Origin of the sequence: Novosphingobium kunmingense, from assembly GCF_002813245.1 — a bacterium.
In the GTDB taxonomy this organism is placed as follows: Bacteria; Pseudomonadota; Alphaproteobacteria; order Sphingomonadales; family Sphingomonadaceae; genus Novosphingobium; species Novosphingobium kunmingense.
The window spans coordinates 221,156-236,861 of record NZ_PHUF01000002.1 but is presented as its reverse complement, the minus strand read 5'-3'; the positions used below and the strand labels follow the sequence as shown (position 1 = coordinate 236,861).

Here is a 15,706-nt window from a genome sequence, read left to right as displayed (position 1 = left end):
GCGGTTGCATCGCCTGCCCTCGCCGGCGGATGCCATTCGGTCGCGGAGCATCCCAGTTTGAGCGAACCCCTTGTGTCCGCGCAGTCCGGAAACCGTGAAGGCGGCCCGGCCTTCAGCCTCGGCAGCCGGGCCTATCGCGCGGTGTGGCAGGTTGCCTGGACCCTGCTCGCCGCCTGGACCCCGCCCCCGCTGCACGCCTGGCGCGCAGCCGTGCTGCGCGCATTCGGTGCGCGGATTGGCGCGAATTGCCGGATCTACGCCAGCGTCCGGATCTGGGATCCGCGCAATCTGCTGGTCGGTTCCAACGTCATGGTCGGGCCCGGCGCGCACCTTTACAACCAGGGCGCGATCCGCATTGGCAACGATGTCGTGATTTCGCAGCGCGCCCACCTCTGCGCCAGCACCCACGCGATCGACGACTGGCATTTCCAGCTGCGATTGCGCCCCATCGCGATCGGCGATCAATGCTGGATTGCAGCCGAAGCCTTCGTCGGGCCTGGCGTGACGATGGGGCGCGGCGCCGTGCTGGCCGCGCGCGGCGTTTTGTTCGGCGATGCCGAGGCTTGGGGCGTCTATCGCGGCAATCCCGCTTCCCTCGTCAAGACACGCCCCGTGCTGAGCGAAACCGATGCCTGAGGCCGCGAATATCCCCGCCATTCCGGTCGATGCCGATGCCACGGCGGCGCAGCTGCAACGCGACGGCTTCGTCCGCCTTGAACAGGCTGTGCCCGGCGAATGGCTCGAACGCGCGAGGGGCCACGTCCGCGCGCACCTCGAGCGGCATGGCGAGAAGTTCTTCTCGCTTGTCGATCCCGCTGCCGATGCCAGTTCCCCCTTGGCCGAAATCGCCCACGCCCCCGGCGTGGTCGCGCTGCTGGAACAGGTCGGGCGCCGACTGAAGCCCAATGCCACGTTCGATCTGTCGGTCTACAACGTGCTGCGCGTTATCGCCGGCCCCCGCGGCGGGGACGGTTCCTGCCAGTTCCATTACGACGCCAGCGTCGTGACCATGCTGGTGCCGCTGTTCATCCCCGAAGGCGAGCCGGGCGCGGCGGGCGAGTTGCTGACCTTTCCAGCGCACCGTCCCTATCGCCGCAGCGTCCTCGGCAACCTTGCGGAAAAGGCCCTGACGCAGAACCGCTGGGCCTGGCGGCGCACCGAAGCGAAGGCGCGGGCCAACCTCACCGCACACATGCAGGTCTTGAAGCCGGGCGATCTGTACCTGTTCGAAGGCTATCGCACCTTGCACGGCAACCTGCCCTGCGCGCCCGGATCGCTGCGTGCGACCCTGCTGCTGCATCACGGCGATCCGCATGGCGACAGCGCCCTCTTGCGCGCGGTCCGTGCCGGGCGAAGGCTGATCGAGGCGCGGCGTCGTGGCCAGGGCTGAAACCGGACCTGCACCGCGCGGCTGGATACGGCATCTGCCCTGCGGCAAGCCGATTTCGGCGCTCGGCTTCGGTTGCTCCTCGCTCTGGGCCAAGCCCGGATTCGAGGAAGCCCTCGCCGCCGAAATCCTCGACGTTCTTGCCGCGGAGGGGGTCAACCACTTCGACACCGGGCCAAGCTACGGCGCAGGGCTCGGCGAATCCCGGCTCGGCCGCTGGCTTTCCGGCCGCGACGCGGCCGACTTCGTCATCACGACCAAGGTCGGCACCAACCTGATCGACGGACGCATCGTGCGCGGGTTCGATCCGGTGCTGCTCGAAAGCAGCTTCGCCGCCAGCCTCGCGCGGCTCGGGCTCGACCGGGTCGATGTCCTCTACCTTCACGGGCCCGCGCGGATCGATCTCAATCCCGGTGTCTTTGCCTGGTTCGAACGACAGAAGGCGGCCGGGCGGATCGGGCTGTCCGGGATCAACTCGTTCGACAACGCCGTGCTCGCCGCCGCCGCCGATACGCCGGTCGATGTGATCATGCTGCAGCACAACGTGGCCGACTTCCGCAACGCCGCGGCAATGGAACGGCTGGTCGCTGCGGGCAAGACAGTGATGAGCGGCACGGCCCTGGCGCGGGGCCGTTTCGACACCTCATCCTTTCGACCGACAAGCCGTTCAGGCCTGTGGTACCTGCTTCGCGCGCTGCGCGACGATCCCTGGTTCGCGTTCAAGGCGAAGGCCCTCGCAAAGCGTCTCGAATCGACCGGAAAACCGGCGCCAGAGGCCGCTCTGCAATACCTCACCGGACACCCCCTGGTGCTTTCCAGCCTGTTCGGAACGAGCCGGCCCGACCATGCCCGCGCCAATGCTCGCGCCGGCCACGGACAATTGTCGAATCCAAGGTGGACTGCGCTGGCCGGTTGTGCTTAAGGGCCACCGACTCAGCGTCCGCTTCGGAACAGATTTGTCGGCCACCTTCGTGGTCCGAGCAGGGAAAGACAGGAAATTGACGGCTGGCCCGGGCCAGCGTCATCAACACCGCAGGGACAGCCCGAAAGGCGCGCTCCCGCTTTGATGCAAGGAAAGTGACGATGGCTACTGCCGCCAAGACAACCACCCGCAAGAAGGCCACCCCGGTCGCTGCCGCGAACACCGCCGGCGGCAAGATCAGCCAGGTCATCGGCGCCGTCGTCGACGTGCAGTTCGACGGCGAACTGCCGGCCATTCTCTCGGCGCTCGAAACCGACAACAACGGCAACCGCCTGGTTCTCGAAGTGGCGCAGCACCTCGGTGAAAACACCGTGCGCACCATCGCCATGGACTCGACCGACGGTCTGACCCGCGGCCAGCCGGTGACCAACACCGGCGCGCAGATCTCGGTGCCGGTCGGCCCGCAGACCCTGGGACGCATTCTCAATGTCGTCGGCGATCCGATCGACGAACGCGGCCCGGTTGGCACCGACATGCGCGCGCCGATCCACGCCAAGGCTCCGGAATTCGTCGACCAGTCGACCGAAGCGGCGATCCTCGTCACCGGCATCAAGGTCATCGACCTTCTCGCCCCCTACGCCAAGGGCGGCAAGATCGGCCTGTTCGGCGGTGCCGGCGTCGGCAAGACCGTGCTGATCCAGGAACTGATCAACAACATCGCCAAGGGCCACGGCGGCGTGTCGGTCTTCGCGGGCGTCGGCGAACGCACCCGCGAAGGTAACGACCTCTACCACGAATTCCTCGACGCCGGCGTCATCGCCAAGGACGCCGAGGGCAACCCGACCCCCGATGGTTCGAAGGTCGCCCTCGTGTTCGGCCAGATGAACGAACCCCCGGGCGCGCGCGCCCGCGTTGCCCTGTCGGGCCTGACCATGGCCGAATACTTCCGCGATCAGGAAGGCCAGGACGTTCTGTTCTTCGTCGACAACATCTTCCGCTTCACCCAGGCCGGGTCGGAAGTGTCGGCGCTGCTTGGCCGTATTCCTTCGGCCGTGGGCTACCAGCCGACCCTCGCGACCGACATGGGCGCGCTGCAGGAACGCATCACCTCGACCACCAAGGGCTCGATCACCTCGGTGCAGGCGATCTACGTTCCCGCGGACGACCTTACCGACCCTGCACCGGCCACTTCGTTCGCGCACCTTGACGCCACGACCACGCTGTCGCGCGCGATCTCGGAACTGGGCATCTATCCGGCGGTCGACCCGCTCGATTCGACCAGCCGCGTGCTGTCCCCGGCGGTCGTCGGCCAGGAACACTACGACGTTGCCCGCCGCGTCCAGGAAACCCTGCAGAAGTACAAGTCGCTGCAGGACATCATCGCCATTCTCGGCATGGACGAGCTGAGCGAAGAAGATAAGCTGACCGTCGCCCGTGCGCGCAAGATCCAGCGCTTCCTGTCGCAGCCGTTCCACGTCGCCGAAGTCTTCACCAACATCCCGGGCAAGTTCGTCCAGGTCGAAGACACCGTGAAGTCGTTCAAGGCGGTGGTCGACGGCGAATACGATCACCTCCCCGAAGCCGCGTTCTACATGGTCGGCGGGATCGACGAAGCGGTCGCCAAGGCCAAGAAGATGGCGGACGAGGCCTAAGGCCATGGCGCTTCACTTCGAACTCGTCACGCCCGCGCGCCTGGTCCGTTCGGACGACGTCTACATGGTCGTCGTCCCCGGCACCGAGGGTGAGTTCGGCGTGCTCGAAGGCCACGCGCCCTTCATGTCGACGGTGCGCGACGGCACGCTCAAGGTCTACAAGACCGAAGGCGCCACGCCCGAAGAGATTCAGGTCCAGGGCGGCTTTGCAGAAGTCGGCGAGAACGGCCTGACGGTTCTGGCCGAACACGTCGACTGAGCGGCTTTGAGATCACAAAACAAGAAGGGCGGTCCGATTGGGCCGCCCTTCTTGTTTGCGCTGGGTCACCGGTCATCCGAACGGGTGGGCCAGGATCAGGCGCGCCTGTTCGTTGGTGATCAGCATGCCGACGAGAAACACCGTCAGGCTGATGAGGATCAGCGAGTAGAGCGGGTCGAACTGCGGAGCATTTGTTGGCAGCCTGGGCAAAGCAACGTCCTTCCGAGTGAGACTTCAACACGGCGACCGTTTTGCGGCTTATTGTTTGTTAAGGATAATGCTGCGCCCGCACAAAAACTTGTATATTTGCGACAAGAGCAGGTAGTGAGCGGCAAAGTGCCATGCCGCTTCAACTATCCCTTGCCATCAATACTTTAACCAGGCCGGAATAGAGCCCGCGTTGACTGAACAACGATTGCATCAAAGCAGCACGGTACCTTCGATGCAGGTGACGCAGGCCCCGCCGACGTGGATGGAATCGCCCTCGATCCGCACCGAAATGCTGCCGTCGCGGCCGATCTGGCGGCCTTGGCTTGCTATGTAGCGGCTGCCCGCGCCGATCTGTCCCTGTCCCAGGCGATAGGCCGCCACCGCCGCATTGCCGCTCCCGCAGACGGGATCTTCGGGGATGCCATCGCCCGGCGCGAAGCTGCGCACCATGATGCCGTCGCCGTCGCGCGCGAAGATCGTCGCCCCGGTCATGCCGGTCGCCTGGTAAAACCGTGTCAGCCTCGCGGGATCGTGCGCCAGATTTTCGAGCGCGGATCGTTCGGCCAGTTCGGCGATCAGCCAGACCGGCCCGACATCGACCGCTTGCGGCGTGCCCGCCACGCGGACGCCCTCCCCCAGCCAGGCCACCGCCTCGGGATCCTTGACCGGTGTCTGCGCGTAGCGCGGCAGGCGGAACGCGATTCCCGCTTCATCGACGGCGAGGTCGACCAGGCCAACCGCGCATTGCTGCACCAGCCGACCGGCCTTGGGCTTGGCCAACCCTGCGTGGACCACGGCGTGGGCACTGCCCAGGGTGGGGTGTCCGGCGAAGGGCAATTCGTCCTTCGGCGTGAAAATGCGCAGGGCATAGTCCGCGGCCGGATCCGTCGGAGGCAGGACGAAAGTCGTCTCCGACAGGTTGGTCCAGTTGGCGAAGGCCTGCATCTCGGCATCGGTGAGGCCCGATCCGTCGAGCACCACGGCCACCGGATTGCCCTTGAACGGAACGGCGGTGAACACGTCGACCTGTGTGAAGGCGCGTAGGCGCGGCATCGGCAATCCCCTGTGGCTTTTGTTCAGCGATCGTCGCGCGGCGGGATCACCGGGCGATAGTTCCAGCGCATCACCTGGCTACCGTCCAGCTTCGAAATCTCGGCCATCAGCAACTGGCCCTGCCGCCAATAGCGGATGCGCTGCGGATAGTCGTTGGCCGGGTTGGCGAATTCGACCGAATCCGCGCTGCGCAGCACCTGCTTGAACTCGGTCGGCGGCGCCCCCTTGGGCTGGGCGTGGAAGCTGATCGAACCGTCGACCTTTCTCTCTATCCGCGCCAGCTCCCAGGTCTTGAGTTCGGTCCCGAATCCGGTGCGGGCAACGCCGAGCATGAGCCCGCCCTTGGCATCGCTCCACAACTCGTCGCTCCATTCAGCGCCCTGCTCCATCATCCAGGTGCCGGCCATGAACTCCGGCAGCGGCGCGTCGACCGCCCGGGCGCCACCCGCAACGACAAGCTGGCACCCGGCAACAACGGCAAGAAGCAGATATCTGGACACGCGAAAACCTCAGTTGCGGGCATCAGGCCCTGTTTCCGCACGATAGGCCAAGGGCATAGCCTCGGCCAGCCCCTCAGCGCGCAGCCCTAGGCCGATAGCAACCCATCACGCCGAACTGTGGGCGTCCCGAAATGCGGCAACGCCAGCCGAGCGTGGTCAGCGCGCCTTCGTCGAGCGGCCCGACAGCGCCAGGGACATCGACGTCGGTCATCCAGATGATTGCATCGAGGTTCTTGTCTGCAATCGTGCGGCGCATGGTTTCGGCCGGTGATTGGCCCGGGTGGAGCGTGAACAGCACGATTTCGGGTTCGATGCCTTGCCGGCGCAGGAAATAACCGACCACCTCTGCGGTCTTGACCGGATGGCTGATCTTCGCGGCGGGGTTGTCCCACAGGAACCCCAGCCGCTGCGGCCGCGCCGGAGCGATGAACTCCGACGGGGACTGCAGGTTGAACACCGCCCGGAAATTGCGCGCTGGATTGATCCAGTTCATCGCGGCAAAGACCCCTGCATTTGCGGTAAACAGGCCGATCACGGCCAGTGGGACCAGACGCCACAGGCGGCTGGCCGCCTCTATCGCGATGGCCGTGCCGAACAGCAGCGCCGGTGCGCTGACTGCGGCGTAGCGCCAGGTGAACGACGATCGCACCATTCCCAGCGCCAGCATCAGCGCCAAGGAGGCGACACCAGCCGCGATCAGGGCGATATCCGACGTGGACAGGCGTCGCTCTGCCCTGCGTATCCTGGCAAGGGCGATGACAACCACGACTGCGATCACGGCTGCGGCGCTCGTCGCCGACCAGAAGAAATGCACCGGCGCGGCGAGAAGATCATCCCCGGTCACCAGCGGGTACCATGTCCCGCCCGATGCGAAGTTCTGCAGCGATTGCCATTGCAGGGCGAACCAGCCGACCACCGGAACAAGCGCCACGAGGCCGATCCACCATAGGCGGAGCGCCCTTGCCCGGTGGATTGCGAAGAACAGGATCGCCTGCGGGGCCAGCAGGAAGGCGCTGTACACGTGCGTCAGCAAGGCCAGCGCGCTGAGCCCTGCCCACCAAGCGACATCCCGACGCGAACAGGTGTCAATAGCGGCGCGAAAGGCGATCGCCTGTCCGGTCAGGACCAGCACCAGCAGGGCATAGCAACGCGCGCTGCTGGCCATTTCGAAGCCGGGCAGCCAGAGCAGCAGCATCGCCGCCCACCAGGCCCTGATACGGGGATCGGGATGCCCCCTGAACCAGGCCAGCGCCGGCGCCCCGAGCGACGCCGCCAGGCTGAGCAGGCGCAACGCCGTCGGGTCGAGGCCGAAAATCCGGGCCCAGACCCAGGCGAGCAGGTAATAAAGCGGCCCGCCGATTTCGGTGCGGCACCAATCGAACCATTGGCCGAATGTCTGTTGCGAGGCGATCGTCGCGGTGAAAGTCTCGTCAAACCACAGCGGGGACGTCCATCCCACGGCCAGGCGTCCCGCCAGCCCGACCAGACAGACCACCACTGCCGCAACCAGGAAGCCGGCCCCCCTGCCGCTCGCCAGCGTGTCAGCGCCCATTTCTGCACTGTCCCCATGCATGGCGCCGTTATGCCACCGCAGGCTGCAGGAAGCATTAATTCCGGTGCGATAATCCCCAATTCGGCCAGAGGCCATTTCCGGCGTCGCAGAGCGCGGCCGGCACGGCGAAGTGCCTGATTGTCGGTGCGGTTTCGGACGATGGGGCAGCGATGCAGGCTTGCGGCATTAGTAAAGTCTCAACCCTAATGCGCGTAGGGAAAGGCCGGATACAGGGCCACCGGCCCGCTTCACGCTATCGGGGATTGGGCAAGATGAGTGCATTCGGCCGCCGCAACGGGTCAAGTGGCATGGGAGCGCCCGCACGTCCGCAATTCGGCGTGGCTCGGCCGATGCGCGGCGGCGCCGAGGCGGCGAAGGCCGCTACGCCCACAGCCTTCGGCGGCGACCAGTTCCCGCCGCTGCCGGGCGAAGAAGCCGCCCTGCCCGCCGCCGACTCCTCGAACAACAAGCAGGCAGACGCGATGACCCGCCTGGCGGACCGCGTCAACGGGGTCCACGAGGGCAATTACCAGGCCGAGGGGTTCGAAGCCTCGGTCCACAAGATCAAGGAACAGGTGCTGCCGCGCCTGCTTGAACGCGTCGATCCCGAGGCTGCAGCCACCCTGTCCAAGGACGAGCTGTCGGAAGAATTCCGCCCGATCATCCTCGAAGTGCTGGCCGAGCTGAAGGTCACCCTCAACCGCCGCGAACAGTTCGCGCTGGAAAAGGTGCTGATCGACGAACTGCTTGGATTCGGCCCGCTGGAAGAACTGCTCAACGACCCCGACGTGTCCGACATCATGGTCAACGGGCCGGACCAGACCTACATCGAAAAGAAGGGCAAGCTGCAGCTCGCCCCGATCCGCTTCCGCGATGAAAGCCACCTGTTCCAGATCGCCCAGCGCATCGTCAACCAGGTCGGCCGCCGTGTCGACCAGACGACCCCGCTGGCCGACGCCCGCCTCAAGGACGGCAGCCGCGTCAACGTGATCGTGCCACCGCTATCGCTGCGCGGCACCGCGATCTCGATTCGTAAGTTTTCCGAAAAGCCGATCACCATCGATATGCTCAAGGACTTCGGTTCGATGAGCGAGAAGATGGCGACTGCCCTGAAGATTGCCGGCGCCTGCCGCATGAACATCGTCATCTCGGGTGGTACGGGTTCGGGCAAGACCACCATGCTGAACGCCCTGTCGAAGATGATCGACCCGGGCGAACGCGTTCTGACCATCGAAGACGCAGCCGAACTTCGCCTGCAGCAGCCGCACTGGCTGCCGCTCGAAACGCGTCCGCCGAACCTCGAAGGCCAAGGCGCGATCACCATCGGCGACCTCGTCAAGAACGCCCTGCGCATGCGCCCCGACCGGATCATCCTGGGCGAAATCCGCGGCGCGGAATGCTTCGACCTGCTCGCCGCGATGAACACCGGCCATGACGGCTCAATGTGCACGCTGCACGCCAACAGCCCGCGCGAGTGCCTGGGCCGTATGGAAAACATGATCCTGATGGGCGACATCAAGATTCCGAAGGAAGCCATTTCGCGCCAGATCGCCGAATCGGTCGACATCATCGTCCAGGTCAAGCGCCTGCGCGATGGCTCGCGCCGTACGACCAACATCACCGAGGTAATCGGGATGGAAGGCGACGTCATCGTCACCCAGGAACTGTTCAAGTTCGAATACCTGGACGAAACCGACGACGGCAAGATCATCGGCGAGTTCCGCCCCTCGGGCCTGCGCCCCTACACGCTGGAAAAGGCGCGCCAGTTCGGCTTCGACCAGGCTTACCTCGAGGCCTGCCTCTAGATCGGATCGCCCGACAGGTAGCCGCGCAGCGCGGCGCCGAGCAGCAGCAGGGCGGCCAGCGTCGCCCAGAAGGCGATGTCGCGCCACGGCAACCAGCCCACCGCGTCGGGATTGCTGCGACCTATCCGCCTGCGATCAGCACGCCAGGCGGCCAGGGCGAGAATTGCCGCCGCAATCCCCGGCATCAGGAAATACCAGACCCAGTCTTCGTCCATGAGCGCTTGCCAGTCCATCGCCGCCCGCTAGAGCATCGCCATGCCCGTCGTCCAGCGTCCGTACCTGGCCCTGCTGCTGCGTCTCGCGGCAGCCTTCTGCCTCGCGACGCTGATCATGCTGGTGAAGGTCGCGGCGGAAAGCGGCATCGCCTTTCCTGAAATCCTGTTCTGGCGCACGATCATCACCCTGCCGATCCTGGCCGGCTGGCTCGCCGCCAGAGGGCAGATCCACCGCCTGCGCACACGGCGCATGCCGGTGCACCTGCGCCGGGCGGCAATGGGCCTTGTCGGCATGATGATGACCTTCAGCGCTCCGATCCTGCTGCCGCTGGCCGAGGCGACTACGCTCGGCTTCACCACCCCCATATTTGCCGTTCTGTTGTCCACCATGCTCCTTCGCGAGCGGATAGGACCGTGGCGCTGGGGGGCGGTGCTGGCCGGTTTTGCCGGAATCCTGGTCATCGCCCAGCCAGGCCATGCGCACATGCCGCTGGCGGGCACCGCCGTCGGCCTCGGCGGCGCACTGATGGTCGCCCTGATCTCGATCCAGATCCGCGACCTTGCCCGCACGGAAGAGCCGATCGCCATCGTCTTCTGGTTCTCGTTCTGGGCCTCGGTGATCTACACGCTGGCGCTGCCGTTCTTCGTCAGCGGGCACACTGCCGGACAATGGACGCTGCTGGTCACGATCGGCGTGCTGGGCTGTGCGGCCCAGCTTCTGCTGACGGCGTCGCTACAACTCGGCCAGGTCGCCAGCGTCATCGTGATGGACTATTCATCGCTGGTCTGGGCAACGCTATATGGCTGGCTGGTGTGGGATCGGCTGCCACCGTCGACGACCTGGATGGGTGCTCCGTTGATCATTGGCGCCGGTGCGCTTATCGCCTGGCGCGAGCACCGCCTGGCAAAGAGAGTCTCGCCGGTGTCGATGGTCGCAGCCGACTAGCGGCCCGTCGCAAGCGGGAACAATCGTCGGACCTGCAACGTTTTTGGACCGCACCCGCAACGCTTTGGCAACGTAGCACCAGTTACTGCCACGAAGTACCCTAGCCCTGGAAGGAAACCGACATGATCCGCAAGCTCATCATCCTGACCGCCGCCGCCACCGTCGCGTTGACGGCCACGGCCTGCAACACCGTGAAGGGCCTCGGCCGCGACGTCGAATCGGTCGGCGAGGCCGGCGACCAGGCGATCAACTAAATCGTTACCGCGTACCCGACGCCCGCGCCAAGGCGCGGGCGCGGCGTTCGCGAATGGCCAGCCAGACAAGCAGACCCACCGGGCCGACCAGGAAGGTCAGCACCAGTACCGGGGCCAGCACAAGACGCGGGAACGCCTTGTTGGCCGCGTCCGATGCGATCCAGATGCCGACGAACAGATCGAAGGCTAGATAGTGCGTCCAGCCCAGCACGATCCCGCCATCTGCCGCAAAAAGGGACCGGATTCCCGCGATGTCATAAGAGGGCATTGCCGCCGGTGATCCCTCGACGCCCCCCAATAGACCCACCAGCATCGCTGCATAGGCGAGGCACAGCAGGCCCGTCGCCCCGTACATGACCACCGACCGGGCCCGCGTCGAATAGGGCAAAGCAAGAAGCGTGGCCCAGCCCATGACCGCGACCAGGTTGGTCAGTGAGAATAGCGCTGGCCACATGGCCGGATCTCCCCGTTCAGCCGCCCTTCCAGTTCAGTACCGGCTTGCGGGCCGCCTGCGTCTCATCAAGCCGGCGGCGCGGCGCGAAGTGCGGCGCGGTCTTGAGGCTTTCGTCGCTGGCCTTGGCCCGCGCGGTCAGGCTGCGCATAGCCGCGACAAAGCGGTCGAGGCCGGCCTTGCTCTCCGTCTCGGTCGGTTCGATCAGCATCGCGCCGTGAACGACCAGCGGAAAATAGACCGTCATCGGGTGGAAGCCCTCGTCGATCAGGCCCTTGGCGATGTCCAGAGTCGAAAAACCTTCGGGCAGGTTGTCGTCGCTGAACAGCGCTTCATGCATGCACGGGCCGCTGCTCCCGAAGGGCGCGTCGAGCACGTCGTCGAGGCTGCGCAGAACGTAATTGGCGTTGAGCACGGCATCCTCGGCGACCTGCTTGAGGCCATCGGCGCCGTGGCTGAGGATGTAGGTCAGAGCGCGGGTGAACATCCCCATCTGGCCGTGAAAGGCCGCCATGCGCCCAAACGCCTGGCTGTGCCCCATCCCGGCCGCGTCTTCTTCCTCGATCAGGCGCACGCTGCCATCGGCCATCCGCGCCGTATAGGGCAACGGCCCGAACGGGCTCAGCGCTTCGGACAGGACGACCGGCCCAGAACCTGGCCCGCCGCCGCCGTGCGGGGTCGAGAAGGTCTTGTGAAGGTTGATGTGCATGGCATCAATGCCGAGGTCTCCCGGGCGCACCTTGCCGACGATCGCGTTGAAGTTCGCCCCGTCGCAATAGACATAGCCGCCGACGGCGTGGACTTCTTCGCAAATCACCTTAAGTTCGGGCTCGAACAGGCCGCAGGTGTTCGGGTTCGTAATCATCACGCCAGCGACATCCGGACCTAGACGGGCCTTGAGCGCGGCGAGATCGACCCGGCCGGCAGCGGTCGCCGGAATGTTCTCTATGGCGAAGCCGGCGAATGCCGCGGTCGCCGGATTGGTGCCGTGGGCGCTTTCGGGCACCAGCATGACGCGGCGGTCCTCGCCCCGCGCTTCGAGCGCGGCCTTGATGCACAGAACTCCGCACAGTTCGCCGTGGGCGCCGGCCTTGGGGCTCATCGCGACGCCGTGCATCCCGGTCAGTTCGATCAGCCAGACCGCCAGTTCGTTGATCACCTCGAGCGCGCCGCGCACGGTCTGCTGCGGAGCGAGCGGGTGGACATCGGCAAAGCCCGGCATCCGCGCGACCTTTTCGTTGAGGCGCGGGTTGTGCTTCATCGTGCAGGACCCCAGCGGGAACGGCCCCAGATCGATCGCGTAGTTCTGGCGGCTGAGCCGGGTGTAATGGCGCACCGTCTCGGGTTCGGTCAGGCCGGGAAGCTGGCATTGTTGCCGGCGGCGGAACTTGGACAGCGCATCCGCAGGGGCGCGGCTGGCGGGATCGATGTCGACCCCGGTCGAACCGGGCTTGCCCAGTTCGAAGATCAGTGGTTCCTCGAGCATCAGGCCCTTGTCACCGCTGGCGGTGGGTTGGCGGGAGCTTTCGTGATCGGGATGCTGTGCGGGGCCCATCTCGGGGCGCCAACCAGCGGCGTTGAGCGCGCTCATGCCAGGACTCCTTCAAGGGCGGCAGCCAGGGCTTCGATATCCTCCGCCGTGGCGCATTCGGTAGCGGTGACGACCAACCCTCGGGCGAGGTCTTCCTCGTCCGGATAGAGCCGCCCGAGCGACACCCCGCCTAGCACTTGCCGGTCAGCCAGCGCGCGAACCGCTTCGCGGGCGTCGCTCGGCAGGATGACGGTGAACTCGTTGAAATAGGCACCGTTGAGTACGGTGATTCCCGGCACCTTCGCCAGTCGGTCGGCAAGGTCCTGCGCGCGGGCGTGGTTGACCAAGGCCAGCTGTTCCAGTCCTTCACCGCCAAGCAAGGTCATGTGAATGCTGAAAGCCAGCGCGCAAAGTCCTGCATTCGTGCAGATATTGCTTGTCGCCTTCTCGCGCCGGATGTGCTGTTCGCGGGTCGACAGGGTCAGCACGAATCCGCGCTTGCCTTCGGCGTCGACGGTTTCGCCGCAAAGCCGCCCGGGCATCTGCCGCATGAACTTCTCGCGGCAGCCGAAAAGGCCAAGATAGGGCCCGCCGAACTGCAGCCCCACGCCCAGCGCCTGTCCCTCGCCCACGACAATATCCGCGCCAAGGTGCCCCGGCGCTTCGAGCAAGCCGAGCGCGACCGGTTCGGTCACCACCGCGATCAGCAGCGCGCCATGGGCCTGCGCCGCGTCGGAAATCGCCGCAAGATCGGGCACGCGGCCGAGGATGTCGGGGTACTGCACCACGACGCAGCTGGTCTCGGCATCGATGGCCGCAATCAGGCCTGCTGTATCGCAGTCCGCTTCCAGCTTGGGCGCCTTCCAGTCGATCGTGTCGCCGGTAAACTTGGCCATGGTGCGCGCGGTCCCGACGTAGTGCGGGTGTAGGCCGCGATCGATCACCGCCTTGCGCCGCTTGGTGATGCGCCCGGCCATGGCGATCGCTTCCCAGCACGCGGTCGAGCCATCGTACATCGAGGCGTTGGCCACATCGACGCCGTAGAGCCGTGCCACCTGGGTCTGGAATTCGAACAGCACCTGCAGCGTACCCTGCGCGATTTCCGGCTGGTACGGCGTGTAGGCGGTCAGGAACTCACCGCGCTGGATCAGGTGATCGACCGAAGCGGGAATGTGATGGCGATAGGCCCCTGCCCCGAGGAAGAACGGCGCAGCGCCGGCCGAGAGGTTCTTCGCGGCAAGGCGGCCCATGTGGCGTTCGACCGCCATTTCGCTGGCGTGTGGCGGAAGGCCAGCGATCGGTCCGTCCAGCCGGGCTTCGGCGGGCACGTCGACGAACAGGTCATCGACCGTGGCGGCGCCAATCACACCGAGCATCTCGCTGCGGTCGGCCGGGGTCAGGGGCAGGTAGCGCATGGGGTCTTACAGCTCCGCGACGTAGGCCTGGTAGGCGGCCTCATCCATCAGGCCGTCGAGTTCGGATGGATCGGACAGCGCGACACGGAACAGCCAGCCGCCGGCTTCCGGATCGGTGTTGACCAGTTCGGGTTCGGCTTCCAGCGCTTCGTTGCTGGATTCGATCGTGCCGCTGACGGGAGCGTACACGTCGCTGGCGGCCTTGACGCTGTCGACCACGCAGGGGGCGTCGCCCTTCTTCACCGCGCTGCCGGCGGCGGGCAGATCGACATAGGTGATGTCGCCGAGCTGGCCCTGTGCATAGTCGGTGATACCGACGGTGCCGGTGCCGCCGTCAACGTCGATCCATTCGTGGTCCTTGGTGAAATAGCGGGGCATGGGTCAGCTCCTCAGCGGTAATAGCGGTGGGGGACGAAAGGCAGGGAAACGACACGCGCGGGCAGGCGCTTCCCGCGCACGTCGATCTCCAGTGTCGTACCAGGCACAGCATGGGCGGCATCGACATAGGCCATGGCAATCGGATGACTCAGACTGGGCGAGAATCCACCCGAGGTCAGTACACCAACCTTCTGGTTTGAATGATAAACTTCCGCGCCTTCGCGCGCTGCCTGACGACCATCGAGGGCCAGACCGACACGCTTGCGTGCCGCGCCCGATGCGATTTCGGCAAGGATGCGACCCGCGCCCGGAAAGCCGCCTTCGCTGTGGCGGCGCTTGTTTATGGCGAACAGCAGATCCGCTTCGACCGGGCTGGTTTCGGGTGAAAGGTCGTGGCCATAGAGCGGTAGGCCCGCTTCGAGCCGCAGACTGTCGCGCGCGCCGAGGCCGATCGGCTTCACCTCGGACTGCTGGCAGATTAGATCGGCGATCTGCACCGCGCTCTCGGCCGGGATCGAGATTTCGAACCCGTCTTCACCGGTATAGCCCGAGCGGCTGATCCAGGCGTCGATCCCGGCGATCCTGAAGGTGCCGCCTTTCATGAAGGTCAGCGCGGTAACCGGCACATCACCTTGCGCAATCCTTGCCAGCGCGTCGACCGCCTTGGGACCCTGCAGTGCCAGCAGCGCGCTGTCTTCCAGGTGGGTGATCGTCACCTCGTCGGGCAGGCATTCGCGCAGGTGGGCCAGATCGTCCCACTTGGTCGCCCCGTTGACGACGAGATAAAAGCCGCTTTCCCAGCGGGTTACCATCAAATCGTCAAGAATCCCGCCATCTTCGCTGAGGAGCAGCGAATAGCGCGGCGCATAGGGCTTGAGCGTCGAAAGATCGATCGGCAGCACCGCTTCGAGCGCCGCTTCCACCCCGTCACCCGCGATGTAGAGCTGGCCCATGTGGCTCACGTCGAACAGGCCGGCGCTGTCCCGCGTCCAGAGGTGTTCGGCGACAATGCCGTCGTACTGGACCGGCATCCAGTACCCGGCGAATTCGACCATGCGGCCGCCGCGTTCGCGGTGCCACGCATCGAGCGGCAGGGTCAGGGTTTCGATCGGCTCGAGGCCATCGTCGATGGAAATTACGTCGGACACGGGGAACTACCTTCCGCACAGCAGGAAA

General features: G+C 65.7%; 18 protein-coding genes. 8 read left to right on the top strand and 10 right to left on the bottom strand.

Features of this window, described 5'->3' with window-relative positions; genetic code table 11:
* Nucleotides 1-57: 57 nt before the first annotated feature.
* The 5 genes from B0I00_RS01145 (at nt 58) to B0I00_RS01125 (ending at nt 4,220) form a co-directional block, all read left to right on the top strand.
* Nucleotides 58-636, top strand: coding sequence for an LbetaH domain-containing protein (locus B0I00_RS01145; protein WP_100865533.1), 579 nt, complete (start codon nt 58-60; stop codon nt 634-636).
* Nucleotides 629-1,390 carry a phytanoyl-CoA dioxygenase family protein gene (locus tag B0I00_RS01140; protein ID WP_100865532.1) on the top strand — a complete coding sequence of 254 codons (762 nt, stop codon included), beginning with the start codon at nt 629-631 and terminating at the stop codon, nt 1,388-1,390. The genes B0I00_RS01145 and B0I00_RS01140 overlap by 8 nt, the downstream gene beginning before the upstream one ends.
* Entirely contained in the window at nt 1,377-2,309 is a 933-nt protein-coding gene (locus B0I00_RS01135) for an aldo/keto reductase (RefSeq protein ID WP_100865531.1), read from the top strand. Before B0I00_RS01140 ends, B0I00_RS01135 begins: the two co-directional genes overlap by 14 nt.
* A 161-nt stretch (nt 2,310-2,470) precedes the next feature.
* Nucleotides 2,471-3,961 carry a F0F1 ATP synthase subunit beta gene (atpD, locus tag B0I00_RS01130; protein ID WP_198519114.1) on the top strand — a complete coding sequence of 497 codons (1,491 nt, stop codon included), beginning with the start codon at nt 2,471-2,473 and terminating at the stop codon, nt 3,959-3,961.
* A 4-nt stretch (nt 3,962-3,965) separates the two neighbouring features.
* Nucleotides 3,966-4,220 carry an ATP synthase F1 subunit epsilon gene (locus tag B0I00_RS01125; RefSeq protein WP_100865530.1) on the top strand — a complete coding sequence of 85 codons (255 nt, stop codon included), beginning with the start codon at nt 3,966-3,968 and terminating at the stop codon, nt 4,218-4,220.
* Between the two features lie 72 nt (nt 4,221-4,292).
* On the opposite strand, the gene B0I00_RS16960 is transcribed toward B0I00_RS01125, so the two are convergent.
* The 4 genes from B0I00_RS16960 to B0I00_RS01110 all read right to left on the bottom strand — a co-directional run bounded on the left by B0I00_RS16960 (nt 4,293) and on the right by B0I00_RS01110 (nt 7,535).
* A complete protein-coding gene (locus tag B0I00_RS16960) occupies nt 4,293-4,430 on the bottom strand; it encodes a hypothetical protein (protein WP_157812444.1) in 138 nt (45 codons plus the stop codon).
* A 210-nt stretch (nt 4,431-4,640) separates the two neighbouring features.
* Nucleotides 4,641-5,483 carry a PhzF family phenazine biosynthesis protein gene (locus B0I00_RS01120; protein ID WP_100865529.1) on the bottom strand — a complete coding sequence of 281 codons (843 nt, stop codon included), beginning with the start codon at nt 5,481-5,483 and terminating at the stop codon, nt 4,641-4,643.
* Between the two features lie 23 nt (nt 5,484-5,506).
* Nucleotides 5,507-5,983, bottom strand: a complete 477-nt coding sequence (locus tag B0I00_RS01115) for a DUF6265 family protein (protein WP_232730062.1) — start codon at nt 5,981-5,983, stop codon at nt 5,507-5,509.
* Between the two features lie 73 nt (nt 5,984-6,056).
* A complete protein-coding gene (locus B0I00_RS01110) occupies nt 6,057-7,535 on the bottom strand; it encodes a glycosyltransferase family 39 protein (protein ID WP_100865528.1) in 1,479 nt (492 codons plus the stop codon).
* 272 nt (nt 7,536-7,807) lie between these two features.
* Here B0I00_RS01110 and B0I00_RS01105 point away from each other — a divergent pair, with 272 nt between their 5' ends.
* Entirely contained in the window at nt 7,808-9,340 is a 1,533-nt protein-coding gene (locus B0I00_RS01105) for a CpaF family protein (protein WP_100865527.1), read from the top strand.
* Here B0I00_RS01105 and B0I00_RS01100 read toward each other — a convergent pair.
* Complete coding sequence (locus B0I00_RS01100; protein ID WP_232730061.1) at nt 9,337-9,573, bottom strand: hypothetical protein; 237 nt, start codon at nt 9,571-9,573, stop codon at nt 9,337-9,339. The genes B0I00_RS01105 and B0I00_RS01100 overlap by 4 nt on opposite strands.
* 22 nt (nt 9,574-9,595) lie before the next feature.
* Between B0I00_RS01100 and B0I00_RS01095 the strand changes: the two genes are divergently transcribed.
* Complete coding sequence (locus tag B0I00_RS01095; protein WP_100865526.1) at nt 9,596-10,501, top strand: DMT family transporter; 906 nt, start codon at nt 9,596-9,598, stop codon at nt 10,499-10,501.
* 122 nt (nt 10,502-10,623) lie between these two features.
* Nucleotides 10,624-10,755: an entericidin A/B family lipoprotein gene (locus B0I00_RS01090; RefSeq protein ID WP_100865525.1), complete on the top strand. Its 132-nt coding sequence runs from the start codon at nt 10,624-10,626 to the stop codon at nt 10,753-10,755.
* A gap of 4 nt (nt 10,756-10,759) precedes the next feature.
* Here the strand turns inward: B0I00_RS01090 and B0I00_RS01085 are convergent, their stop codons facing one another.
* Genes B0I00_RS01085 through gcvT form a run of 5 tightly spaced genes read right to left on the bottom strand, consistent with a single transcriptional unit; the run spans nt 10,760 to nt 15,678 of the window.
* Nucleotides 10,760-11,209, bottom strand: a complete 450-nt coding sequence (locus B0I00_RS01085; RefSeq protein WP_100865524.1) for an ABA4-like family protein — start codon at nt 11,207-11,209, stop codon at nt 10,760-10,762.
* 16 nt (nt 11,210-11,225) lie between these two features.
* Nucleotides 11,226-12,797 carry an aminomethyl-transferring glycine dehydrogenase subunit GcvPB gene (gcvPB, locus tag B0I00_RS01080; RefSeq protein WP_100865523.1) on the bottom strand — a complete coding sequence of 524 codons (1,572 nt, stop codon included), beginning with the start codon at nt 12,795-12,797 and terminating at the stop codon, nt 11,226-11,228.
* Nucleotides 12,794-14,152 (bottom strand): aminomethyl-transferring glycine dehydrogenase subunit GcvPA, encoded by a 1,359-nt coding sequence (gcvPA, locus tag B0I00_RS01075; protein WP_100865522.1) that lies wholly within the window; start codon nt 14,150-14,152, stop codon nt 12,794-12,796. The genes gcvPB and gcvPA overlap by 4 nt, the downstream gene beginning before the upstream one ends.
* A gap of 6 nt (nt 14,153-14,158) precedes the next feature.
* Complete coding sequence (gene gcvH, locus B0I00_RS01070; RefSeq protein ID WP_100865521.1) at nt 14,159-14,530, bottom strand: glycine cleavage system protein GcvH; 372 nt, start codon at nt 14,528-14,530, stop codon at nt 14,159-14,161.
* Nucleotides 14,531-14,541: 11 nt separating this feature from the next.
* Nucleotides 14,542-15,678, bottom strand: a complete 1,137-nt coding sequence (gene gcvT / locus B0I00_RS01065; protein ID WP_100865520.1) for a glycine cleavage system aminomethyltransferase GcvT — start codon at nt 15,676-15,678, stop codon at nt 14,542-14,544.
* Between the last annotated feature and the right edge of the window lie 28 nt (nt 15,679-15,706).